Raw genomic sequence first — 25,004 nt, 5'->3', positions numbered from 1 at the left:
AGCCATGCTAAACTATTCCAATTTATACTTTGCAATTTATTTTCATTTGTTATTGTTATTAGGATGTGTCTCTCATGACCGCTATTCAGTTTGTATTAATTGCCATTGCTGCATTTATCGTCTTTGCAGGGCTGTTTATGGTCATTCGTAGCTTTAAGCGTCGTCAAAACGCTGAAACTGCTGTCGTCGAGTACGATAAAAATGGCATTCCGATCATTCCTCGTCATGAGCGTAATGTAATCGATCAGCCAGACCTAGAAGATACCTTCGCTGGTGAAACCATTATTGGCCCCAACCGTGACTATCTAAATGCTGTCATTGTAGATGAGCCTTCGTCACCTGTGCATTCTACGCCATATGACACTGTTAAAGACAATACTCATAACGAAGACAGTATTGATGCTGCTGACTATGCCCGCTGGCAGGCTGAACAGCAACTTGTTGATGATGCTGAGTTTGCACATTTCTCTAATGAGCTAAGTAATGAGGAGAGTGAGTATCAGTCAACTTACAGTGCGCAAGAGCCTGATGCCTTCTCTAGCTTAATGTCAGCGACGGATAGTTTAATGCCTACTATTGATACAGCAGAAGAGCCAAATTTCACTGATAATAGTCCTATTCTTGATCAGCATTTGCTGTCGCCAGTCGATCAAGCACAGAACGGTCCGCTTATTAATGCTAAAGATAATATTAATATTACTATCTTGCCGCACCAATATCGTGATCGCACGCCTTCGATAGTTCGTGGCCGTGACTTGTTAACCCTTATTGATAAGTATGGCTTACGTTTTGGAGCGATGAATATGTTCCATCGCTATGAGCAAAAAGACGGTACTGGTATGCTGTGGTTTAGTATGATGGGTATTACTGATGATGGTATTGCGCCTTTTGATCCGCACAGTGTCGCAACTAATACTTATAACGGCGTAGTAGTGTTCTTATCGCTACCGCATCCGCAAGCCTTGCGCAGCTTTGATAGTATGATGAGCATTGCCTATATGATGGCCAATGATCTAGATGCTATGATTCTTGATGAGAATAATCAGCAAATCACTACTGAATATAAGCAACAACTGCGTAATCAAGTACGTGATTATGTGTAACCGCTGCTTATCTCTAAAAGTAGGTCATTAAAAGTTAGTTATTAAAAGCCAGCTCAGTTAAATCTTGAAATAGTCAATAAAGGTCAAATAGCCTAACTTTTCATAGCAAGCTCTATGATAAAAGTTAGGTTATTTGCCCTTATCAATGCTTAATCAATGCTCACAAAAACAGCCAAACTTGTTATTATATCGGTATCTTGAACAGCGAAGACACCGACTATGACTGACTCTATCCGACCGACTTCTTCTCCAGCAATTCCTGCGCAAATCACTACTTCACAAAACAGCCAGAATACTGTTAATAGTGACCTTGCTACTCATCCTGCAAATCGTCCTGCAAATGATGATGTGATTATCGCTAAGATGCGCACACTTATTAAGGCGCTACAAACCCATAATAATGCTTACTACGTACTCGATAATCCTGTTTTAGAGGATAGCGAGTATGATCAGTTACGCCTGTCTTTAATTGAGCTTGAAGAAGAGTTTCCTGATTTAGTACAGCCGGATAGTCCCATAAATCAAGTGGGCGATATACCGCTATCAGCCTTTACCCAAGTGACTCATGATATCCCGATGTTATCGCTAGGTAATGTCTTTGAGTACGATGATTTGCGCGACTTTATGCGCCGAGTCAATGACCGTCTGAGTGACGCGCAACAAAATCCTGAATACGAGGTTGAGCTAAAGCTAGATGGGCTAGCGGTGTCGTTAAAGTATGCCTATGGACAGTTTATTCAAGCAGTCACGCGTGGTGATGGCCAAACTGGCGAGGACATTACTCAAAATACTAAAACTATTCGCAATCTGCCGTTATGGCTAGCTGACGCGGCTGATATTGAGCTATTAGAAGTGCGTGGTGAAGTACTGATGCCCAAAGCGGGATTTGAGCGTCTTAATCGTTTAGCAGAAGAGAACGACGAAAAAGTCTTTGCTAATCCTCGTAATGCTGCTGCTGGTAGCTTACGTCAGCTCGATCCTGCCATAGCAGCGAGTCGCCCCTTAGCTTTTTATGGATATTCAATCAATCAAGGCTTGCCTGCTAAGCTAGATACCCAATCAGCAGCGCTTGCTTGGCTAGGTGACATTGGCTTTAGCGTTAGCGCCGTGAGAGTGGTACAGAACCCCCGCGAGGCGCAAGAATATTATGAGTCCGTGATTGAAAAGCGCGCAAAATTACCATTCGAGATTGATGGTACGGTGATCAAAGTAAATAACTTAGCGCTACAACAGCAGCTGGGCTTTCTATCCCGAGAGCCACGTTGGGCAACTGCTTATAAGTTCCCAGCAGAAACGGTTATGACTCGCCTGCAGTCTATTGACTGGCAAGTTGGGCGTACCGGTCAAATTACGCCAGTCGGCAAGTTAGAGCCTGTCAAAGTAGGTGGCGTCACAGTAAGTAATGTCACTCTTCATAACTTTGGTGAGATTCAACGCTTAGATGTGCGAGCTGGTGATATGGTCAGCGTTCATCGTGCTGGTGACGTTATCCCTAAAGTTACTCGGGTTTGGCATGATCAGCGTCCAGCCGATAGCGAGCCAGTGGTGCTGCCGTCCACTTGTCCGGTATGCGACTCGCCAGTAGTCTTACCCGAAGATGAAGCATTAGCACGCTGTACAGGTGGTCTCTTCTGTCCGGCGCAACAGCAAGAAGCCTTGATTCATTTCGTCTCACGTCGGGCGATGGATATCGATGGTTTAGGCGAGCGTTGGTTGATCAGTTTCTTTGAGCATGCACTAGTCAAGACTGTCGCTGATATTTATCAGTTGCATCAGCATCAAGAGCAGATGATTACTTTTGAAAAAATGGGTGAAAAGTCAGTACAAAATATCATTGCCGCCATTGAGGCCAGCAAACATACGACGCTAGCTCGCTTTATCTATGCGCTCGGTATTCGTGGGGTAGGCGAAGGCACTGCCCAGAGCTTCGCCCAGCAATTTGGCGATCTCGATAGCTTGATGGCTGCTGATATCGAGACCCTTATCCAAACCCCTGATGTTGGTACTATAACTGCTGAGCTGGCGTATAAATTCTTCCGTGCCCCACACAATATCGAGGTCATTAATGCCTTGCTGGCAGCTGGTATATATTGGGATAAAGTGGAACACAAAGCATCTAGCGATTTACCACTTGATGGTCAGACGTGGGTAATCACTGGGGCACTGGCAAGCATGGCTCGTGATGAAGCAAAGGCGAAACTACAAGCCTTAGGCGCAAAAGTATCGGGCAGCATCTCTGCTAAAACCACTGCGCTACTAGCAGGTGAGAAAGCGGGTTCGAAGATGGCAAAGGCAGAGAAGTTAGGGGTAAAGGTGGTGGGTGAGGATGAGTTTTTGGGTTTGGTTGAGGAGTAAAGTGATTATGAATATTGATGATTTGAAAGATTTGGATGATGAGACTCGGAAAGAAATTGAGGAGTTGCAGAAGGTAACTCGTGAGAAGGATGGAGGAGAAGCTTTTACAGATGCGAGATTAAAAATATTTAATCTTTCCTATTACAGTAAGCAAAGACCTTTAGGGTATAAAGCCTTAGTTGACATTGAGAAAAGGGATAACAAAGTAAGTTATTATTTAGCTCAAATTAATCTAGGACTTAGTGAAAAGGATGATATTAACAAATCCTTTGATAGACTTGTAGAGCTATATAGAGATAAAGAGTTTGAACCTATAAGTATAATGATATCTGAAAGAGGTCTGCTCTCCGCAGAAGATATTATATTCAAATTTGGAAAGGATTCTATCTTAAAAGAAAACTATAAAAATGCCTTTAAATTTTTTGAAGCATTAGGCGTCTCTTACTCTTATGAAAATTATTGTTTAATAAAAATATCTATGATGCTTCTCAAAGAAGAAACTAGAGAAATTGCTCAATATTTTTTAAGTTCTTTAACGGAAGTGTTAAAAATACAGTCCAGTTTAATCGTAGAGTGCAATCACGAAAATCAGTACGAAAGAAAGCTTGCTCACTATACAAGTACTACGGTTGCAAACATTTTACTAAGCGACTCTAAAAAGGAGGAAAATTTATTTAGATTAAATACCATACAAAATGTCAACGATCCCAGTGAAGGTAGCTTGTTAATGAACTATCTCACGGGGAAAAAGGGTAGTAATATAGATGGTGTTAATTTAGATTTAGACTATCATGCTTTTCTAAGTTGCTTTACTTTTAATCACGATAGTCTTAACCAATTTAGACTATACGGTAAAGAAAATAACAAGGAAGCTTCAGGAGTTAGCTTAGTTTTTAATAAACATTTTTTTCTAAACAACACTATACAGAAAAAATACAATAAAGCAGTTAATGATCCAATAGAGATTATTTCTCAAAAAGAAGTTGATGATATTAGAAATGTAGACGTATCATCGAACACAATAGATATCAGTATACGTAAACAAAACGTCTTTAGATGTATGTATTTAGACGTTAGTAATGGTTATGTACATTTGGCTCAAAGAAACGAAGTTACATTCTATAACGAGTTTGAGAACAAAGAAGAGGCTCAAAATCACTGGCGAAAGTACACTGAGTATGTAAATAGTAAAAGAGACATAGTATTAAAAAGTCTAGAAAAATTAAAAGATAACTACGATTCGTTTAAAGTTGAGTATTTAAAATTAAAAGATAACTACACAGGATTTGTAAATGAATTATATATTTTAGAGAACGAAATTTTGTTACCTTTGAAGTACCTTGTTAAGCATTCAGCATTTCAAGAAGAACAAGAATGTCGTATAGTTTATATTACTGCACTTAAAGATACCAAAGTTCAAATGGAGTTTGGAAGATTTTTATACGTTGAGTACCAAGCTGAGGTAAAAGAGAATCTTAATAAAGTATATATAGCTCCTGCTGCTAACGAATATCAAATATACTTATCTTGGTTGCTTCGCAATACAGAAGTCAAAATAGAGCTATCAAACAATCCTTATCGGCAGACTTAAAACGTAGCATGGGTGATAACCCACGTTCTATAATATTTTCATATTCCGTGGGTTATCGCCCACGCTACATACTGCATCATCAACACTAAAAATTAAATCCCATAATCGCGCTCAACCTTTGCTACTAGAACTTTAAATTTAGCATACCAATTTTTATGACCTAAGTGCTGCGCTTCGAGATGTTTAGCGTTTTGCTTCCATTGCTTGATAGCTTCTTCGCTAGCCCAATATGACACAGTAATACCTATATCTTCTCGGGCTGATTCAATACCAAGAAACCCTTCTTGTTCGGATGCAAGCTCAGTCATTCTATCAGCTATAGCAGCGTAACCATCGAGCAGCGTAACCATCGTCGCCATTAGTGCGCGTAGAGCTAAAAATCACGGCGTAATTAGGAGGGCTTAGCGTCTTAGCGATCTCTGATATAAGTGTCTCTTAATGATTAGTACTATATAATCCACTAAGTCCCCTCATGCGGATTAATATTGATCTCCCTTTGACGCCATTTGGCTTAATCTCAATCGGTATCGTCAATCCTTTAGCAAAAGGCTCTGCAAACACATACTCGTATTCGCTAGCAGTGACCTAATCTAAGGAATCAACATCAGTTCTTAGATGACAATATTTAAACCCTCACCAACTCCATCAATGGCTCAAACGAGTAAAGTGCAGGTCGTCTACCAGAGGATTCTTCAATTTGACTGATAATGCCTTCATCCAATAAGAGTCTCGTAAACCTTGAAGCGGTTGCCGCAGGAATACCGCTCTGGTTAGTAAACTTATTGTTACGAAATACAGGGTTAGTAAACACAAAGTCTAGAGCAATAACACTCCATTTTGAGGATAATATATCAGCGAAACGTTGTTCCATATCTTCATACAAAGCCTGAATATCTTCAGCGATTTTCAGATTTCTAATCGATTGCTTCTCCACGGCTTCTAGGAAGAAAGCACACCAATTATCCCAGTTATTATATTGTGAGACTTCCCTCATCATATCTATGTATCTGTTTTTGTTCTCTTCAAAGTAACCACTGATATAAAAATACGGAGCAGAAATAGTACCCGCTTGCCATAACATTAAAGTAATTAGCATACGACCTATGCGTCCATTACCGTCTTTAAAAGGATGTAAAGCTTCAAACTCTACATGAGTAAACGCAGCCTTTATTAAAGAAGGGTCCTGACTAGATTCTATATATTCAAAAAGGTTTTCCAGACCGTCGGTTAACCTCTCAGGCGTAATCGGCACAAATAATATGGTTCGCTTATAACGATCCGCTAAATAGTTCTGCTCAGTTTTAAACTCGCCTGGAGATTTAGTTGCGCCACGTCCAAAAGACAATAAACGTTGATGAATAGTTTTAAGCATAGATTGGGACATAGGATAGCCATCTATCAGCGCTTCTTGTGCATCTTTCAAAGCTCTTTGATAAAGAATAGTCTCTACAACTTCAGACCTTACGCTAGAGGTGATAGTGCTATCATTCTCATAGTCTGCTTCAAACTTTAAAATCTCATCCATTGTACTAACGGTTCCCTCCATTCTAGAAGAGATAACCGCTTCTTGATTCCGTAGGGGTGCCAGCAGTATTTCACTATTATGCATGTTCTTGAGCATTTGATCATAGCGGGCAATAGCATCAGTAGCTTTGATTAGTTCATTGACAAACCCGCCATAATTAAGGTTTGTAGGCGGAAACTTGTCATAATGATAGGTAACAGCTTCAGTCAAATCTAAAGGCATAATAGTGGCCAATTTAAGTAATAGATTGTTTGGTTACTTTAAGTTTCAAAACTTTATCAATGTGAGCGTCTACATCACTTGCTATAAATATAGTTATAACAAAATATTTTGACTCTCACATTCTATCTAATCTGATAGACAAGCTGTATAGGGGTTAATATATATACCTTAAATGTTTTTGTCTATCAAATTTTGTAAAAAGTGAGCGACAAGTTATCGTATTTTTTAAATCCTAAGACCCTGCATGCGGATCACTCTCAATTTTGATACCATCAGGTTTAATCTCAATAGGTAAGACTAGCCCTTTAGCGAAGTCTTCTTCAAACACATAATCATAGCTACTGGCATCGATATCAGCAGTAGTATGAATGACTAGTTTAGTTTTCTCGCCATCAGTGACTTCATGAGAAGTATAGCTAGTATCCAATTGATCAAGCACCTTAGATAAGGCCTCATTACTAGCCATGCCTACAGTGAGATTATACTGAGCAGTGGGTTTATCTACTTTGAAATAATCAGCGTAATTTTTAACGTTTTGACTATCCAGGGCAAAAGGGAATTTATAGCTAGCAAGATCAGCAGGTTTTTCTTTAGTCGCTACCTTCGACCAGTCAACGGCAGTCGCCGGCGTGTTGATATCTACTGTGCTAGAGGCCGCTTGTTCAGTTGCTACCGCTTTGGTATCGGGGACAGTCTCGGTAGTTTCAGAGCGCTTATCACAGCCTAATAGCGTTGCAGTACTGGCTATCGTTATTATCATCATAGTTGCTAAACGCTTGGCCATCGATTGATCCTTTTAATAATATTATAGTTGCCATTATTGTCGCATAATTAACGCTGACTAAGGCTAATTTGATAGCCATTACACTCTTTAATTATTCAGATAGCCATAAAAAAACAGCCACCGTTAGATGACTGTTTTATCTATCTACTATCATTCACTGATAGTATTATAAATGCTGACTTAGATTTTACAATTTACTTGATATTCTTTACCATCTGCCCATTTCATGGCCAAAATACCTTTATCATCCTGCATGTGCCAAGCGTAGATCACTTCTGGATTTGATTCATTAACGTAGCTTGCAGTATTGCCTTGAACTTCACCGTTTAATAGGATTGGCTGTTGTGACCAACCAACTTTTGGTAAAGTTGCAGTGACCATAACTTGCTGTTTATTGATAGATTGTTTAGCCATTACTTGACTGTTATCAGTACAAGTATAACGGGCTGGAGCCATGCGGTCATAAGCGAGAGTAGTAACACTTTCAGATGGTACTGTTGTTGGGGTGCTAGGAGCAGGGGTCATAGTCGAACAAGCACCCAATAGAGCGATAGCTGGTACGGCAGTAGCCAATTTAATTAAAGTATTCATGCGTTTCTCCGAAAGTATGGTCATTTAAATCTTAGTCTTTTATATCTAAGTCTTGTAGCATTAATGCGTTAAATGCATCGCAGCCATAATAACTAAAACTAGCCCGACTAAATGTTAGAAATTGTTCCGAGTTGTTAGCTTGGTTACTCAAATGCTGACTAATGTAATTGTTAATTTGAGCTAATAAATGGCAATAAAAAACACATAACACTGGTAAGATATTATGCGTTTTTTATACCGTTAAATGATCTAACTAGGTAGCTATATCAACTAACTGCCTTATTTTGTCTTACGTGGTGGCAAACCAGTATGCTGCGTCTGGAAGTTACCCTTACTGACACGCTTTTTGACGTTCTTAACGGCAGCGTTATTGTTTGCTGAGTCATTAGTATCTGCACCAGTAGCAGTATTATTGCCACGGCGTTTAACAGAATCATTACCTATGCGACTGTTCTTCTTACGCGCTGATTGATAGCTGTCTTGTGCGGCATCACGGCCTTCTAAGCTGGCGTTGAATGGCGGTATTAAGCAGCCTCTATTCTTACCAATTAAATCGCTACGGCCCATATCTTGTAGCGCTTTACGTAATAGTACCCAGTTCTTAGGATCATGATAACGTAGGAAGGCTTTATGCAGTTTACGCTGCTTGCCAGACTTGACGATATCCATATCCCCTTCATCACGACTGATCTTACGTAGCGGGTCTTTATGGGTATGATACATCGTCGTTGCTGTCGCCATCGGACTAGGATAAAAAGCTTGTACTTGGTCAGCACGATAGCCGTAACTCTTAAGCCATAACGCCAAGTTCATCATGTCTTCATCTTTAGTGCCTGGATGTGCGGCGATGAAATAAGGGATAAGGTACTGCTCTTTACCAGCCTCCGCGCTAAACTGCTCAAACATCGCTTTAAATTTATCGTATGAGCCCATGCCAGGCTTCATCATCTTCGATAGCACTGCTTCTTCTGAATGTTCAGGAGCGATTTTGAGATAACCACCGACGTGGTGAGTCACTAGCTCTTTGACGTATTCAGGGTCTTTTACCGCTAAGTCATAACGTAAACCCGAGGCGATAAGAATCTTTTTCACCCCTTTAATATCACGAGCTTTGCGATAGAGTTTAGTCAGATTGCTATGGTCAGTGATTAGGTTTTCGCAGACATCAGGATAGACACAAGAGGGCTTCCGACAGTTCTTCTCGATAGTCTCATCTTTACAGCTTAGACGATACATATTCGCTGTTGGGCCGCCTAAATCAGAGATAACCCCTGTAAAGTTAGGCGCTGTATCACGAATAGCTTCCACTTCACGTAGGATAGACTCTTCAGAACGGTTCTGAATAATACGACCTTCGTGCTCAGTAATAGAACAAAAAGTGCAACCGCCAAAACAGCCACGCATGATGTTGACTGAGAATTTGATCATGTCATAAGCAGGGATGCGTGCATTGCCATAACTTGGATGCGGCAGACGTGCATAAGGCAAGTCAAACACATAATCCATTTCTTCGGTCGATAGCGGAATCGGCGGCGGGTTAAGCCAGACATCGATTGACGTATGGGAGTTACCAGCACCACTACTGTGGCGTTGCACTAAAGCGCGAGCATTACCCGGATTGGTTTCCAAATGCAAGATACGGTTAGCGTGAGCATAAAGTACTGGATCTGACTTCACATGCTCATAATCAGGGAGACGAATAACCGTTTGCTCGCGAGCTGGCATTTTAATTTTATGTTTACGCGCAGTTTGAGGCTTATCGAAGCCACGCATTTGTACTACTTGCGTTTCTTCATCTACTTGATCAGCATTGATAACTTTATCAGTCACAGGCTCAGACACAAATCCTGGATACTGCCCTGACATTCCTGACATGGATTGTCCAACAGGGGAGTCGCTAGGCTTATTCTGTTCAATTGAGCACTGGTCTAAGTCTTCAGTCATAACATAAGGGTTGATAATCGGATCAACGCGACCGACAGTATCAACATCGTTACTGATCACTTCGATCATATCAGCTTGCCAGTGACGGCGACTAGGGGTCAATAAGTAGCAAGTGCCACGTAGCTTACTCATCTGCTCAAGGGTATAGCCTTTTGACAGGCCATGCACCACGTCGACGATAGCGCGTTCAGCGTTACCATACAATAAGACGTCGGCACGGGCATCGAGCAAGATACTACGGCGTACTTTGTCTGACCAGTAGTCATAATGAGCGATACGGCGCAAGCTACCTTCGATACCCCCTAAGATAATAGGCACATCTGGATAGGCTTCACGGCAGCGCTGGCTATAAACGATAGCAGCACGGTCAGGACGTTTGTCAGCGACATTACCTGGTGAGTAAGCATCATCACTACGAATCTTACGGTCAGCGGTGTAGCGATTGATCATACTATCCATGTTGCCCGCCGTCACACCGTAAGCATAGACTGGCTTACCGAGTTCCATAAAGGCATCCTTGCTCTTCCAATCTGGCTGAGCAATGATACCGACTCGGAAGCCTTGCGCCTCTAATAAACGGCCAATAATCGCCATGCCAAAGCTAGGGTGGTCAACATAAGCATCGCCGGATATGATAATCACGTCGCATGCATCCCATCCCAGAGCATCCATCTCAGCACGATTCATCGGCAAAAAGGGCGCAGGCTCATAACAGCTCGCCCAATGTTTATCATAGTCGTAAAGGGGCTTAGTGCCTTGTTTAAAGGCGGTGCGGGCGATGGTATCGGCAGACATGGGCAGACCTATTTATTAATGCTAATTTAAAGGCGCTCATTTTAACATGAATTGTATTCATGATGCGACTTATTGAGCGTTATGATTTATGATAAGTTGTTGATAGCGTGGAGTAATCCAATTACAGTCTGTGAATAAAACGCGGGTGTTTTGATTGCTTTATGTCATAAAAAATGCTCCTATAAAAAACACTATTATAAAAATAAAACCATTTAGCCTATGGTTTTAGAATAAATGATGTAGCGACTGCTTTGCATCAGATTAAGGGGAGTAATATGCTTGCCATGATTTTATTAGTTTTTTTTATGCCGTTAGTCACAGTTATTCATTTGATAGCGACAATCAGTTTTCAAAGAAATGGCTTATATAAAAGTAAATCATTCACTATCAAGCATCTAGCAGTCGCGCTTTTGTTTCCGATAGCAGGCATGGCATTAATCACTTTTGAATACATAATCAATCTGCGGCTAGGCGGTATTGATGTGGAGTCGTATTTACTCATTTTATCGCCTTATGCACTGCTAACCTTAATTTTTGCCACTCCTTATTTTCTTCATTTACGGGCAGTTAAAAAATCCTAATATTATCCATCACCTAGTAGCTGTCAGCAGTTATTAACAATGGTTATTAATCTAAATAAATCTTCGTACCACTCTTGGTAAAGTTCATCACAAACTGACTTTTAAAATTGCGTACATTATTTTCGTAAGTGAGTAGACTGCGGGTAAATTGATGATAGTCGCTCATATTCTTCGCACTGACCATAAGCATAAAGTCAGCATCGCCAGATACTTCATAACAGCTCATCACTTGCGCTTGGGCGTTCATTAAGCGCTCGAATCGATGCTGCATAGAGTTATTGGAGCGCTCCATTTCTACCATCACTACGGCCGTCAAGCTATAGCCAACTTTATTAGGGTCGACGATAGCCACTTGCTTAGTAATCACCCCGTTATCTATTAGAGCTTGCACCCGACGTTGCGCAGTAGCGATAGAAACATTGACGTGTTCTGCAACAGTTTTTAACGGTAGGGTGGCGTCATCTTGCAGCAAATTCAAAATGGCTTTATCAGTATTGTCTAATGGCTGGAGCATAAGGTTGATCTCTAAGAGTATAAATAATGAATAATGAATGGGGTTCAACGAATCAAACTGCGAACATATTTGGCTTAATTATAGAAGTGTTATCACTATAAGTTATAAAATAAGAATTTATTGATATTTTACTCAATATTAAGATAAATATGTTCATATCTAATTGAATATAGAAATATTTTCTCATCTGCTAACTATAAACTATTCCTTATCAACCCTACTTCTCGCTCAAAAATAATAATAATAGTGATCATGAAGTATTTTTTAACTGCTAATGCCACTCAAGGTGCCTTATGTCTACTTCAACCTTAGCTAACACTGTAGCCTCAACGCTGGCACGCTTACCGATGCCAGCGATGTGGACCACGGGTAGCGCACAGCAGCGCACTTTAATGATGGGCGTAGCGCTAGCGGTATTGTCCAATCTGCTATTCGGAGTACTCTATGCTTACAGTAGCTTTTTGGCACCGCTATCAGGGACACAAGTTTTTATCTGGCGTATGCTGGCGATGTGGGCGGCGCTGATAGGTTACTTAGTGATTAGTGGGGGTTTGAGTACTCATATTGCTAAATTGAGGAGCTTAGGCTCAGTTAAGCAGTGGGCATGGTTACTGTTACCAACACCGATATTTTTGAGTCAGTTTTGGTTGTTTATGTGGGCACCAGTGAACGGCCAAGGCGTACAAACCGCTATGGGGTATTTCTTATTTCCGTTAATGATGGTGGTGTTCGGCTGTGTGCTATTCGGTGAGAAATTAAGCCGCTTGCAGTGGTTAGCCGTTGCTTTTGCCGCTTTAGGTGTAGGTAGTGAAATTATACGTACGCAAAGCGTCTCTTGGGCAACTCTGTGGGTATGTGGTACTTATCCTATGTATTATATTCTGCGTCGCTTGCAAGGCATTGGGGCGGTGACCGGCTTACTGATTGATTTGACTATCTTTGTACCCTTTGCACTCGGTTATTTAGTGTTCTTTGAACCAAGTAGTTTAGGCCTAGTATCTGGATCTTGGTTCTTTATAGCTATGCTGACAGGGCTTGGTATTTTGAGCGTCTTAGCAATGAAAACTAACGTCGATGCCAGTCAAATGTTGCCAGTAAACGTCTATGGCATGATGAGTTATTTGGAGCCGGCATTGTTATTTATCTTGGCGATAACTGTACTGGGAAATCCATTTGAATCTGCGATGATATATAGCTATGGTTTGATCTGGCTAGGTATTGTGTTTTTGATTATCCACGGTATTCGCCAACTGCGTCGCGCGCGTAAACCGCAGCAACAGCTTACAGTCTCGCAAGCGGTCTAGGTTTAGCGGCTATTTATTGAATAATATTAGTGAAAACGTATTAATGACAGCCCTATTAGCCAGGCCATAAATGTTAAGATTTAACCCAAAAAAAGGACGACTCAGTGATTACTAAGTCGTCCTTTTTTTCTGCATATTAGCTGTGTTTTTTATCAAAACACTTAGTCTAAATGCTGTTTAAAGCCACGCTGTTTGTCACGTTCCCAGTCGCGATCTTTTAAGGTCTTGCGTTTATCATGTTGTTTTTTACCTAATGCTAACCCAATCTGACATTTGACTAAGGAGTTTTTCCAGTAGCAAGATAAGGGCACGCAGGAATAACCCTTTTGATTGACCGCACCAAACAGCTTCTCAATCTCTCGGCGATTAAGCAGCAACTTACGAGTACGAATACCATCAGGGCTAACATGAGTCGAGCTACTTAGCAGCGGTTGAATATGCGAGCCAAAAAGAAAAGCTTCTCCATTACGGAAGATGACATAAGCTTCGGTAATTGTCATTTTACCAGCGCGAATGGCTTTCACTTCCCACCCTTGTAAGACTACTCCTGCCTCAAAGGTTTCTTCAATAAAATACTCATGCCGCGCTTTTTTGTTGGCACAAATTTGGTTCTCGGGTTTTCTTGATTTTTTTGACATAGGATCCTCCTCTATAATTCCTCATCGTATAAGCAAGCTGTGTATATAATTTTGACTATTAATATTGCCGCTAGTTGCTAATAGGTGCTGATGAGTCGAGCCGCTATTGTAGCAAAGCATTAAGCGCAAATGTAGCTCTGCTGCTATAACAAATGTAGTGACTGCGTTGCGACAACTACTCATAAAGTTAGCTTAAGTGGTCCCTAGTGATAGCGATATCTCCCTAAAAGCTAATAGGGACTCTTTTTACTGACAGATAAGTGTTAACTTGAGCTAAAATTTGCTAGCATACGCAGTATTATTAATGATTAGAGTAGCTCCATTATGAGTCTCCCTGCTACCGCTTCACGTTTGCATACTAGAATTCTATACCCAGGCACTTTTGATCCTATTACTAATGGCCATGTGGATTTAGTAACCCGAGCGGTCAAGCTGTTTGATCAGGTCATTATTGCGGTAGCCTCAGGACACCATAAAAAGCCTTTATTCAACTTTGAAGAGCGCGTAGAGTTAGTAGAGACCGTATTTGCTGATTTACCACAAGTTTCGGTAATAGGCTTTGAAGGTTTGCTTGTCGATTTTATGCGTGAAAAAAATGCTACTGCAGTGCTGCGTGGCCTGCGAGCAATGTCAGATTTTGAATATGAGTTTCAGCTGGCCAATATGAATCGTGAGTTGGATGAGAATTTTGAAGCGGTGTTTTTGACGCCCTCACAGAACTATTCCTTCATCTCATCGACGATGATTCGCGAGATTGCTAAACTAGGCGGTGATGTGAATAAGTTTGTACCTAGCTGTGTTGCTGAAGCTTTTGCACAAAAGTTAAAACTTTAAAAGTTCGAGTCCTAATGACCGTTAGTCTACACCTAAGGAGCAGCGCATGGCGCTATTAATCACTGATGAATGCATCAATTGTGATGTTTGCGAGCCTGCTTGCCCGAACGATGCTATCTCTGAGGGCGATGATATCTATGTTATTGACCCTGATCTTTGTACTGAGTGTGTCGGGCATTTTGATGAGCCACAATGCGTAGTTATTTGTCCTATCGACTGTATTCCTCATGATCCTGATTATGTAGAGACTCAAAGTGATCTAATGTCCAAATACAAGCGTATCACTGGCAAATAAGTCCTAGTAAAACGCTCCAGTTAAATGCAAGTATTAACCATCACTAGCAACTACTACCTGCCTCTAATCCGCTATCTATGATAATAAGTTTGGCAAAAATCTAAGCTAACTAGCAAAGGGCGTGCCAGCACTAACTTACCGCGCTTATTAGGCCGGTGAGTTTAGTAGATTGTTGGACTTAGTATAAAACCAACATCTTAGGGACAGAATAATGACTGCTAATAACTATCTGCGGACTAGTGATCAACCAACTAGTGATTTTGACCAGCAACATCTCTGGCATCCTTATGCCAGCTTGCCGCCGAGCTATCCCAACATAGTCATTGATTATGCTGATGGTATTTATATTGTCACTAAAGATGGTACGCGCCTGATTGACGGCATGTCGTCATGGTGGGCGAGCGTTCATGGTTATAATCATCCAAAGCTGAATGCTGCTGTTATTGAACAGTTGGGCAAAATGGCCCATGTGATGTTCGGTGGCTTGACCCATCAACCAGCGATAGATCTAGGCAAAAAACTACTGGCTATTGTGCCCGCTGGACTCGATGCGATATTTTATACTGACAGTGGCAGCATCGCCGTAGAAGTGGCGCTAAAGATGGCCCTGCAATATCAAATTGCTCGCAAGTGTCCCACTAAGCAGCAGTTTGCCTCTACCCATTCTGGCTATTATGGCGATACTTGGCATGCCATGAGCATCTGTGACCCGGTAGCTGGCATGCACAGCTTGTATGGCAATCAATTGCCGATGCAGCATTTCGTACCTGCACCACCATTAGGTTTTGATCGCCTTTTGACAGAAGATGAGCGTAGCGCATTAACGGCATTTTTTGTCAAGTACGCAGAGCAGCTAGCAGGCTTTGTTATTGAGCCAATTATCCAAGGCGCGGGGGGTATGCGCTTTTATAGCCCTGAGTATTTGCAACTGTTGCGTAAGCTATGCGATGAACATGATGTGGTGCTGATTGCTGATGAAATTGCGACCGGTTTTGGCCGCAGTGGTAAATTATTCGCCTGTGAGCATGCTAATATCAGTCCCGATATTATGACGGTCGGTAAGGCGCTGACCGGCGGTTATATGACTTTTGCTGCGACCTTGTGCACACGTCACATTGCTGACACTATCAGCCAAAGTGACTATCCATCCCTAATGCATGGTCCTACTTTTATGGGCAATCCGCTGGCTTGTGCGCTAGCCTGTGTCTCTATTGACCTGATTATGTCTTATGATATAGAGTCAAAAACTGCAAATATGCAAGCCATTATGCAGCAACAGCTTGCCGCAGCAGCGACTTTATCAGGTGTTGCTGAGGTACGCTGTTTAGGGGCAGTCGCTGTAATTGAGCTAGAAGATGCCGTCGATATGCCAGTGTTTCAGTCTTTGTTGATCGCTAACGGTATTTGGGTAAGACCCTTTGGTAAATTAGTCTATATCATGCCGCCTTATATCATTACTAATGATGAGCTTGCGCTGCTATGCCAAGCCTTATTAAAAGTCGTCAGTAGTTATTTAACCCAAATTGCTCAAGCTTTATCGAGAAAAAATATCCCCTTGACTGAAAAAGGTTCACTATGAGCGTGCTATTCATCTCTGGTATCGATACTGATATTGGTAAAACTTATGCTACTGGCATCATTGCTAAAGCGCTTATGCAGCAAGGCAAAAATGTTATTACCCAAAAGCTAGTACAGACTGGCGTAGCGATAGATGCAGATAGTAATGAGGTAGGTATTGCTGATGATATTATTACTCATCGTCAGTTGATGGGTATGGCGCTACAGCCCTGTGATTTAGACTACACTACTTGCCCTCATCGCTATCAAAAACCTGCTTCACCGCATTTATCCGCTAAGCTGGCTGGCCAAATGCTCGATCCTAAGAGGATTACTGACGCCACCCAAAGCTTGCAAGCCGGTTACGAAGTAGTGCTATTAGAAGGGGCAGGCGGCTTACTGGTGCCAATAACAGAAGACTTACTAACCTTAGATTATATTGCTAGTCAGAACTATCCTATTATCTTAGTCACTTCTGGGCGCTTGGGGAGTATCAATCACACTTTGCTTAGCTTGGAGGCGATAAAATCGCGCGGCTTAACGATTCATAGTATGGTTTATAACCATATTCATGACAATGCTGCTCAGACAGATGAACAGATAGCAGCTAGTACGATTGATTTTTTGCAAAACTATTTAGCTAAGCATTATCCAACGGCGCATTGGTTGTCATTAGCTATGCAACAAGAAACTAAATCGAGCAACTTAGACTTTATGTTGCCTAAGAATTTTTTGCTGTAGAAGTTTTTTAAATCTTTTGCTTTAAGATTTCGTTGGAATGAATGGTTTTATGTCAGTTAAATTGATAGTTTTGACAACCTGTTAAAATAAGCTAAAAAACTTTCCGATATTAGGATTAATTTTGCTATACTAGCGCGCTTGGTAGACTAGGCAATCGCCGCTGCACACTGGCAACAGACATGCGGGGGAGGAAAGTCCGGGCTACATAGGGCAGCGTGCCAGCTAACGGCTGGGCAGGGTAACCTGACGACAAGTGCAGCAGAGAGGAGACCGCCTTATTGCTTTCGGGCGATTCGGTAAGGGTGAAAGGGTGCGGTAAGAGCGCACCGCGTGGCTGGCAACAGTTCACGGCAAGGTAAACTCCACGCGTAGCAAGACCAAATAGGCATCGGCATGGCGCGGCCCGCGTTCGATGCGGGTAGGTTGCTTGAGCGTATTAGCAATGATACGCCTAGAGGAATGATTGTCCACGACAGAACCCGGCTTATCGGTTTACCAACTTTATATAGTTTTTAAGTAGTAAGGTCTTTAGTTTTTAGAGACTTGTTTGTTGCAAACAGGCTGTATTTTCAATTAAATTAAATTTTTTTGAAAAAAATGCCGCTTAAGGGTTGACGTCAGTCATCCATATCGGCATAATACCGAGCCTTAAATGGCGATGTAGCTCAGCTGGTTAGAGCGCATGACTCATAATCGTGAGGTCAAGAGTTCAAGTCTCTTCATCGCCACCATTTATTGCTAGTTGTTAAAAATTTAGTTGCTCAAATTTAAAATGCCAATCCTTAGCGATTGGTTTTTTTTTGCCTAAAATTCTTAGCTTAACGATTTAAGCATAAGAATCAGCAGTGCTAATACTTGTTGCAAATTACTCGTACTGCCGCCTAGTGATGAATCAACTGGCCTTAATATAAAGACAAGCCAAATGTTTTTGATTTATCAACTAAGTTTGCAGCTTCGGTTAAGGTGAGTATGCAAATACTTGCTGACAAAATCGTCTTACTTTACAGCAGAAAACTGCTAGAATACCTGTAGATATCTGTCAGCTGTTTGAGAATCGTAGCGAGCAGCGTTACCGCTATTTTATAATGATTTGATGACTGACTTTATTTTTGACGACCGACCGTACTAATGGTAGCTTTTCAAATTACTAGTAGTCGCAAATTTTTTAGATTATATATTAGTATTATCCCACCTCCCTTTATTTAGTAGGCGCTTTGTGACTGCATTAGCCAATATTCGTAATTTCTCTATTATTGCCCACATTGATCATGGCAAATCGACCCTTGCCGATCGTTTTATTCAGATGTGCGGTGCGCTACAAGATCGTGAGATGCAGGCACAAGTGCTTGACTCCATGGACATTGAGCGCGAGCGCGGTATCACTATCAAAGCGCAATCCGTAACGCTGTTTTATGATCATCCTAATGGCGAGCGTTATCAACTTAATTTTATTGATACGCCAGGTCACGTCGATTTTTCTTATGAAGTTTCGCGCTCACTAGCGGCTTGTGAAGGTGCGCTATTGGTAGTGGATGCCGCGCAAGGGGTAGAAGCCCAGTCGGTTGCCAACTGCTATACTGCAGTGGATCAAGGCCTAGAAGTCATGGCCGTGCTTAACAAAATTGACTTACCACAAGTTGAGCCTGAGCGTGTGATTCAAGAGATTGAAGACATTATAGGTATCGATGCTGTTGATGCCCCGAGGGTGTCGGCTAAGTCGGGCTTAGGTGTTGATAAGCTGTTGGAGGCGTTAGTAGCGTTTATCCCTGCGCCAACGGGTGATCGTGAGGCGCCATTACAAGCACTAATCATCGACTCATGGTTTGATAACTATTTGGGTGTAGTCTCACTAGTGCGTGTGCGCGAAGGCACTATCAAAAAAGGCGATAAGCTTTATATTAAGTCAACCCAAGAGGCGCATCTAGTAGGCTCAATCGGGGTGTTTACCCCAAAACCACTAGATACCGGTATTCTAGAAGCTGGCGAAGTTGGTTTTATTATTGCTGGTATTAAAGATATTGCTGGTGCTCCCGTCGGCGATACTATTACTCACGCCAAAACTCCTGATGTTGAACGTATTCCTGGCTTTAAGCAAATTACCCCGCAAGTTTATGCTGGTATGTTCCCAGTCGAATCCACTGATTTTGAAAAATTCCGTGAAGCTTTACAGAAACTACAGATCAATGATGCTTCGCTGTTTTTTGAGCCGGATACTTCTGATGCGCTTGGCTTTGGTTTTCGTTGTGGCTTCTTAGGTATGCTGCATATGGAGATCATCCAAGAGCGTTTAGAGCGTGAATACGACTTAGATTTGATCACTACTGCGCCTTCTGTTATTTATGAGATTATGAAAAAAGACGGTGAAGTTATCTATGTTGATAATCCCTCACGTTTGCCTGAACCAAATAATATTGAAGAATTCCGTGAACCGATTGCCCGTTGTCAGATTTTAGTGCCGCAAGAGTATTTGGGTAACGTCATGACTTTGTGTATTGAGCGTCGCGGTGTACAAGTCGACATGCGCTTTATGGGTCGACAAGTACAGCTAATATTTGATATTCCAATGGGTGAGGTGGTGATGGACTTCTTTGATCGCCTAAAGTCAGTCTCTCGGGGTTTTGCCTCACTCGATTATAATTTTGAGCGCTATCAAGTTGATAAGTTGGTCAAAGTTGATGTATTAATTAACGGTGACAAAGTTGATGCTTTAGCGATGATTGTCCATGAAACTCAGTCGCGTTATCGTGGTAATGCCTTAGTTGGTAAGATGAAAGAGCTGATCCCGCGTCAAATGTTTGATGTGGCTATTCAAGCCGCTATTGGTAGCCAAATCATTGGCCGTAGTACGGTGAAAGCCATGCGCAAAGATGTCTTGGCTAAATGTTATGGCGGTGATGTGTCGCGTAAGAAAAAGCTACTCTCTAAGCAAAAAGCGGGTAAAAAACGCATGAAGCAAGTGGGTAATGTGGAGATTCCGCAAGAAGCTTTCTTAGCGGTCTTGCAGGTAGATTAAGTTGCCAGTAAACTAAATAGCGCACCGCTATCGGTAGTTATCACTTACAAAATAAGCAGCTCGCTAATAGGCAGTTAAGTATGGATTTTGATTTTAATTTAGTTTTAGTGCCATTAACTTTGGGCTTAGGGCTGCTTTGGTTATTAGACAAGCTAGTATTTAAGCAACGTAAAACTCAGGGCCGTGGTAAAGAAAGCTGGCCGGTACGCTGGGCTTACGACTTTTTCCCAGTGTTAGCAGTGGTGTTAATTGTCCGCTCGTTTTTAATTGAGCCGTTCAATATCCCCTCGTCTTCGATGGTGCCCACTTTATATACTGGTGACTTTATTGCCGTCAATAAATATGCTTATGGTGTGCGTTTACCGTTAACTTATAACAAAGTATTAGAGACAGGCAGTCCTGAACACGGTGATGTTATGGTGTTTCGTTATCCAGAAAACCCAAGCATTTATTATATTAAGCGCTTGATTGGCTTGCCGGGTGATAGTGTCAGCTATAGTAATGGTCAACTATCGATTAACGATGTCCCTGTTGAAACTAAATCAGTAGCTTTCGAGGCCGATCCTCAGCTAACTTCGCAATTATATAATCCAGGGCCCATAGCTCCAGGACAAGTATTGACTGAAAACGAAGCGATAGAACTGGGGCAACAAGAAGAACAACAAGTACAGTATTTTCAAGAAACCCAAGGTCAGCATCAGCACTTAGTGCGCTATCTACCGGGCATGAATAGCTCGCAGTATGCCCCTTTTTTGCAACAAAAATCACCAGAAGTGGTGAGCTCATTAGGGACTCAATGGCGTATTACTGTTCCTGAAGGCCAGTATTTCGTTATGGGTGATAACCGTGATCGCAGTGCCGATGGACGTTTTTGGGGCTTTGTTCCAGATGATAACTTAGCAGGTAAAGCGGTATATATATGGATGCATAAGCCGCCAGGTCTTAACTTACCTACTTTTGCACGTAACGACTCTATAGATTAAGCCTTATCAACCTACTAATTATTACCGAATAACTGCGCTTAACTAACTAGTCTTATACAGTAGGGAGAGTGTTTTTTTGTAATTTATTAGGGGTTGATATGTTGCAGCACTTGACTGGTATACCTTTACAGCGTGGCGCTAGTATCATTTTGCTAACGCTGATTATCTTAGTCGCAGGTAAGCTTCTTATCGCTATTGTACCGGCACAAATAGGCGATTATTAGTTTACAAAAATTTTGACTGATCAATTACAGCAAGCTAATCTTAATAATGAAACAGCCAAGCAATTCATTACTTGAGTTGATAGGCAGCTTACTATCAGTGGCGATTATGATAGTAAGGTGGAAGAGAGAATTACCTTTACTAATAAAAAAATCGGCCAATTGGCCGTCTATAAAAAATACGTTGAGACCCATAAATTTTTTGCTAACATTGACATTGTAAGCCGTTTCGAAGGCGGTATTGAGTTTACTCTAGTTGAGTAAGGGTTAAATATTTTTACTCATTTATACAATGTCAGTAATCTGATTAGTAATACCAATAGGATAGTCAAAAATCACGCATGAAATCAAACTTAATACCGCATCAGGCGCTGAACTTGGCCACTAATACTAGTATAGATACTAAAGCTGTCTCCATCAACGCTGACTTTATAAAGCGTTTAGCCGTATTGACACGTAAGCTAGGTTACGTGTTCAAAGATCCTAGTCTACCCAAGCTGGCTTTGACTCATCGTTCTTTCGACAGCAAAAAAAACTATGAGCGCTTAGAGTTTTTGGGAGATGCATTATTAGGTATGATCGTGGGCGAAGCGTTATATCACCGTTATCCCAGCCAAAACGAAGGTCGGCTGACGCGTATGCGGGCCACTTTAGTACGTCAAGAAACCCTAGTTATTATTGCCCAAGATTTAGACTTGTCTAATCACTTGATCTTAGGTACTGGTGAGCGTAAAGGCGGTGGCCGTAACCGTGCTTCGATCTTGGCTGATGCCGTGGAGTCATTATTGGGGGCTATTTATTTAGACAGTCAAGACCTCGTGGTTACCCGTAATTGTGTTCTAGGGTGGTATGGTGATTTGATTAATGATGTCAATGAGCAAAAAGTTCTGAAAGACGCCAAGAGTCGATTGCAAGAATGGTTACAAGCAAAACAGTTTGATTTACCATTTTATGAGCTGCTAGAAATTCAAGGTAATGCTCCCCATCAGATATTTGTAGTGCGTTGTCAAGTTAATATCATAGGTTGTCCTAATATTACTGAGTCAGGAGAGAGTCGCCGTATAGCTGAACAAAAAGCAGCTGAACTGATGATCAATCAATTACATAAACTGCCGAACTCAGTTAAGAAGCCCTCGTAACTTATGGCCACCATTATTTGATTAAATAGTCTGTGATAGTTAAACACTAGCCACTAAAGGCTAAAACAATATTTTAAGACAACCTCTTAAAACTCCTTTCTTAAATAAATAGTAGTCTACTGGTTGAGGGTGTAATCAAACCATCAACCAGTAGAATAACTGACTATAACACCCTATAGGAACTATCTATGAGCAATCGTACCGACTTGCCATTAAACGCTAAAAATGACGCTGACGAGAGCATTGACAATTCTACTGTTAACCATGATTCTATTAGCAAAATGAAAAAAAGCATCGCTCTTAACGATACTACTAATAGTACTGAAGAGGCAGTGAATAGCGAAGACGATGATAACAATGATAATGCTATTGAAGCGTTTTTTGCCCCTAGCAATAAAAAAGAAAATCACAACGGTGTTAGTACCAGTGATTTTAAGACTGGCTATGTAGCGATTGTGGGACGTCCAAACGTTGGTAAATCGACTTTGATGAATCATATGCTAGGTCAAAAGCTATCCATTACCTCGCGTAAGCCGCAAACCACTCGCCATCGTATACACGGCATTTTGTCCAATGACGAAATGCAAGCCGTATTTGTGGATACCCCAGGTATTCATCGTAATGAAGTACGTGCTATCAATGAGCGTATGAATAAAGCCGCAGTATCCGCTTTAGTTGATGTGGATCTAGTACTATTTGTAGTAGATTCAGACCAATGGCGTGACGATGATTTGTTAGTTCTACAAAAGCTTGGCGACACTAACTTAACCGTAGTATTAGTCATTAACAAAGCTGATACTCTAAAAGATAAAGGCACATTGCTGCCATTAATTGAAACTTTTAGTGACAGTTTTGACTTTGCTGATATCGTACCTGTTTCAGCGCTGAAGAATCAGAACCTTAATCGTTTGCAAGAAGTTATCGCTTCGCATCTGCCGGTGGCTGAGCCTATTTATGATACAGAACAAATAACGGATCGCTCAGAACGCTTTTTGGCTAGTGAAATAATTCGCGAAAAAATTATGCGTAGCGCTGGCGATGAAGTACCTTACGATTTGACAGTACAGATTGATGAATTCAAAGATGAACCTGCGCATACTGATCCAAAAACTGGTCGTCCACGTAAAGCTTGTACTTTTATCGATGCCACCATCTATGTTGAACGCGGTGGACAAAAAGCCATTATAATCGGTGATAAAGGCCAGCGTATTAAGCAAGTAGGCATGGACTCACGTAAAGATATGGAACAGCTGTTTGACAAAAAAATAATGCTAACCTTGTGGGTAAAAGTTAAACGTGGCTGGTCTGATGATGAACGTGCTCTAACTAGCTTAGGGTATTAACTATAGCGGTAAGGTTGCTGATAATTAGTATGGTAATAATTAATAACTATTATTACCATAGCTGAGGGAGTAGGCTATGCGTAATCAAGCGTTGACTGGGTATTTATTGCATCAACGTCCCTATCAAGAAAAGCGTGCCTTGTACTATTTATTCTCTGAACAGTTCGGGGTAATACATGGAGTGGGCAAAAAGGGCGCTCCACTGTTTGAGCTATTACAGTTATTCGCAACTGGTAAACGTGATCTAAAAACCTTTAGCCAGATAGACCTCAGCCTTATTAGCATCAATCAAATTAATAGTCTTACAACGAGTAGCAGTCAAACAGACAAGGTTCAGCCAGACGAGGGTAGTACTGCCGTCGAGCCGCTGTCATACCAGCCCAAAAGCTACCAAAAAATTAGTGGTCAGCAGCAGTATGCCGCACTATATCTAAACGAAATCCTGCTAAAGCTATTGCCTATTGAAGATCCAATGGCGGTACTATGGCACCATTATCAAGATAGTTTATTAGCGCTTAAACAACCGTTGAGCGCAGATGAGCTACGTCTATGCTTACGCCAATTTGAACAATATTTATTTCAAGAGTTAGGCTTTGCTTTGAATCTAACTCACGATAATATGCTGACCAGCATTGAGTCTGAAACGATTTATCGCTTTTTACCTGATGTCGGCTTAGTGCCGATTATATCAACCACTGACAACATTGAAAACACTAGTTCGCAAGCTGTGTTTAAAGGTAGTGATATACTAGCAATGCAGCAAGTTGGCATCGCTACGTCTACTATCCATTCATGGTCGCGGCTGCATCGACACCTTATCGATCATCTGCTTGATTATCAGCCGTTACAAAGCCGTTTGTTATGGCAACAGCAGCAGCGCTATCAATAATAGCTCGATTATAATAAGCTTAGCATTTAATCCTATTCTCCC

23 protein-coding genes, 1 tRNA gene and 1 other RNA gene are annotated in these 25,004 nt (G+C 41.4%); 18 read left to right on the top strand and 7 right to left on the bottom strand.

Annotated elements, in window-relative coordinates; all coding sequences use genetic code 11:
* The first annotated feature begins 74 nt into the window (after positions 1-74).
* The 3 genes from KPY62_RS06490 to KPY62_RS06480 all read left to right on the top strand — a co-directional run bounded on the left by KPY62_RS06490 (position 75) and on the right by KPY62_RS06480 (position 5,049).
* Entirely contained in the window at positions 75-1,103 is a 1,029-nt protein-coding gene (locus KPY62_RS06490) for a cell division protein ZipA C-terminal FtsZ-binding domain-containing protein (protein WP_216581289.1), read from the top strand.
* A 363-nt stretch (positions 1,104-1,466) separates the two neighbouring features.
* Positions 1,467-3,458: an NAD-dependent DNA ligase LigA gene (gene ligA / locus KPY62_RS06485; RefSeq protein ID WP_228730742.1), complete on the top strand. Its 1,992-nt coding sequence runs from the start codon at positions 1,467-1,469 to the stop codon at positions 3,456-3,458.
* Between the two features lie 7 nt (positions 3,459-3,465).
* Entirely contained in the window at positions 3,466-5,049 is a 1,584-nt protein-coding gene (locus tag KPY62_RS06480) for a DUF2971 domain-containing protein (protein ID WP_216581287.1), read from the top strand.
* Positions 5,050-5,141: 92 nt separating this feature from the next.
* Here the strand turns inward: KPY62_RS06480 and KPY62_RS06475 are convergent, their stop codons facing one another.
* The 5 genes from KPY62_RS06475 to KPY62_RS06455 form a co-directional block, all read right to left on the bottom strand.
* A complete protein-coding gene (locus tag KPY62_RS06475) occupies positions 5,142-5,408 on the bottom strand; it encodes an antibiotic biosynthesis monooxygenase family protein (RefSeq protein ID WP_228730597.1) in 267 nt (88 codons plus the stop codon).
* Positions 5,409-5,674: 266 nt separating this feature from the next.
* On the bottom strand, positions 5,675-6,796 hold the full coding sequence (locus KPY62_RS06470) for a Fic family protein (protein WP_216581286.1): 1,122 nt from the start codon (positions 6,794-6,796) through the stop codon (positions 5,675-5,677).
* A 232-nt stretch (positions 6,797-7,028) separates the two neighbouring features.
* Positions 7,029-7,580, bottom strand: a complete 552-nt coding sequence (locus KPY62_RS06465) for a hypothetical protein (RefSeq protein ID WP_216581285.1) — start codon at positions 7,578-7,580, stop codon at positions 7,029-7,031.
* A gap of 180 nt (positions 7,581-7,760) precedes the next feature.
* Positions 7,761-8,171: a hypothetical protein gene (locus tag KPY62_RS06460; RefSeq protein ID WP_216581284.1), complete on the bottom strand. Its 411-nt coding sequence runs from the start codon at positions 8,169-8,171 to the stop codon at positions 7,761-7,763.
* Between the two features lie 279 nt (positions 8,172-8,450).
* Positions 8,451-10,910 carry a YgiQ family radical SAM protein gene (locus tag KPY62_RS06455; protein ID WP_216581283.1) on the bottom strand — a complete coding sequence of 820 codons (2,460 nt, stop codon included), beginning with the start codon at positions 10,908-10,910 and terminating at the stop codon, positions 8,451-8,453.
* A gap of 275 nt (positions 10,911-11,185) precedes the next feature.
* On the opposite strand from KPY62_RS06455, the gene KPY62_RS06450 reads away from it, so the two are divergent.
* Positions 11,186-11,491, top strand: coding sequence for a hypothetical protein (locus KPY62_RS06450; protein WP_216581282.1), 306 nt, complete (start codon positions 11,186-11,188; stop codon positions 11,489-11,491).
* A gap of 46 nt (positions 11,492-11,537) precedes the next feature.
* On the opposite strand, the gene KPY62_RS06445 is transcribed toward KPY62_RS06450, so the two are convergent.
* Positions 11,538-12,005: an Lrp/AsnC family transcriptional regulator gene (locus tag KPY62_RS06445; protein ID WP_201621824.1), complete on the bottom strand. Its 468-nt coding sequence runs from the start codon at positions 12,003-12,005 to the stop codon at positions 11,538-11,540.
* A gap of 293 nt (positions 12,006-12,298) precedes the next feature.
* On the opposite strand from KPY62_RS06445, the gene KPY62_RS06440 reads away from it, so the two are divergent.
* Positions 12,299-13,309, top strand: a complete 1,011-nt coding sequence (locus KPY62_RS06440) for an EamA family transporter (protein WP_216581281.1) — start codon at positions 12,299-12,301, stop codon at positions 13,307-13,309.
* A gap of 161 nt (positions 13,310-13,470) precedes the next feature.
* Here KPY62_RS06440 and smpB read toward each other — a convergent pair whose 3' ends face one another.
* The gene (gene smpB / locus KPY62_RS06435; RefSeq protein WP_216581280.1) at positions 13,471-13,947 is read right to left on the bottom strand and encodes an SsrA-binding protein SmpB; all 477 of its coding nucleotides are present in this window, start codon (positions 13,945-13,947) and stop codon (positions 13,471-13,473) included.
* A gap of 324 nt (positions 13,948-14,271) precedes the next feature.
* Here smpB and coaD point away from each other — a divergent pair, with 324 nt between their 5' ends.
* The 13 genes from coaD to recO all read left to right on the top strand — a co-directional run bounded on the left by coaD (position 14,272) and on the right by recO (position 24,962).
* The gene (gene coaD, locus KPY62_RS06430) at positions 14,272-14,781 is read left to right on the top strand and encodes a pantetheine-phosphate adenylyltransferase (RefSeq protein WP_216581279.1); all 510 of its coding nucleotides are present in this window, start codon (positions 14,272-14,274) and stop codon (positions 14,779-14,781) included.
* Between the two features lie 46 nt (positions 14,782-14,827).
* On the top strand, positions 14,828-15,076 hold the full coding sequence (locus KPY62_RS06425; RefSeq protein WP_201621828.1) for a YfhL family 4Fe-4S dicluster ferredoxin: 249 nt from the start codon (positions 14,828-14,830) through the stop codon (positions 15,074-15,076).
* A gap of 211 nt (positions 15,077-15,287) precedes the next feature.
* Positions 15,288-16,655, top strand: a complete 1,368-nt coding sequence (gene bioA / locus KPY62_RS06420) for an adenosylmethionine--8-amino-7-oxononanoate transaminase (RefSeq protein WP_216581278.1) — start codon at positions 15,288-15,290, stop codon at positions 16,653-16,655.
* Positions 16,652-17,374, top strand: coding sequence for a dethiobiotin synthase (gene bioD, locus KPY62_RS06415; RefSeq protein WP_216581277.1), 723 nt, complete (start codon positions 16,652-16,654; stop codon positions 17,372-17,374). The genes bioA and bioD overlap by 4 nt, the downstream gene beginning before the upstream one ends.
* Before the next feature lie 138 nt (positions 17,375-17,512).
* An RNA gene (gene rnpB, locus KPY62_RS06410) (RNase P RNA component class A) lies at positions 17,513-17,877 on the top strand.
* A 151-nt stretch (positions 17,878-18,028) separates the two neighbouring features.
* Positions 18,029-18,105, top strand: a tRNA-Met gene (locus KPY62_RS06405).
* Positions 18,106-18,590: 485 nt separating this feature from the next.
* Entirely contained in the window at positions 18,591-20,387 is a 1,797-nt protein-coding gene (gene lepA / locus KPY62_RS06400) for a translation elongation factor 4 (protein ID WP_216581276.1), read from the top strand.
* An 80-nt stretch (positions 20,388-20,467) separates the two neighbouring features.
* Entirely contained in the window at positions 20,468-21,370 is a 903-nt protein-coding gene (lepB, locus tag KPY62_RS06395; RefSeq protein ID WP_216581275.1) for a signal peptidase I, read from the top strand.
* A 98-nt stretch (positions 21,371-21,468) separates the two neighbouring features.
* Positions 21,469-21,594 (top strand): hypothetical protein, encoded by a 126-nt coding sequence (locus KPY62_RS13890; protein ID WP_267459607.1) that lies wholly within the window; start codon positions 21,469-21,471, stop codon positions 21,592-21,594.
* A gap of 117 nt (positions 21,595-21,711) precedes the next feature.
* Positions 21,712-21,855, top strand: coding sequence for a hypothetical protein (locus tag KPY62_RS13735; protein WP_228730596.1), 144 nt, complete (start codon positions 21,712-21,714; stop codon positions 21,853-21,855).
* Between the two features lie 77 nt (positions 21,856-21,932).
* On the top strand, positions 21,933-22,730 hold the full coding sequence (rnc, locus tag KPY62_RS06385) for a ribonuclease III (RefSeq protein WP_216581274.1): 798 nt from the start codon (positions 21,933-21,935) through the stop codon (positions 22,728-22,730).
* A gap of 293 nt (positions 22,731-23,023) precedes the next feature.
* Positions 23,024-24,073 (top strand): GTPase Era, encoded by a 1,050-nt coding sequence (era, locus tag KPY62_RS06380; RefSeq protein ID WP_416384059.1) that lies wholly within the window; start codon positions 23,024-23,026, stop codon positions 24,071-24,073.
* Positions 24,074-24,149: 76 nt separating this feature from the next.
* Positions 24,150-24,962, top strand: coding sequence for a DNA repair protein RecO (recO, locus tag KPY62_RS06375; RefSeq protein ID WP_216581273.1), 813 nt, complete (start codon positions 24,150-24,152; stop codon positions 24,960-24,962).
* Positions 24,963-25,004: the final 42 nt, after the last annotated feature.

It is taken from the genome of Psychrobacter sp. TAE2020 (assembly GCF_018919485.1).
Taxonomy (GTDB): domain Bacteria; phylum Pseudomonadota; class Gammaproteobacteria; order Pseudomonadales; family Moraxellaceae; genus Psychrobacter.
Note: the sequence above shows the minus strand (reverse complement) of the source record. Positions and strands in the feature narration are given on the sequence as shown.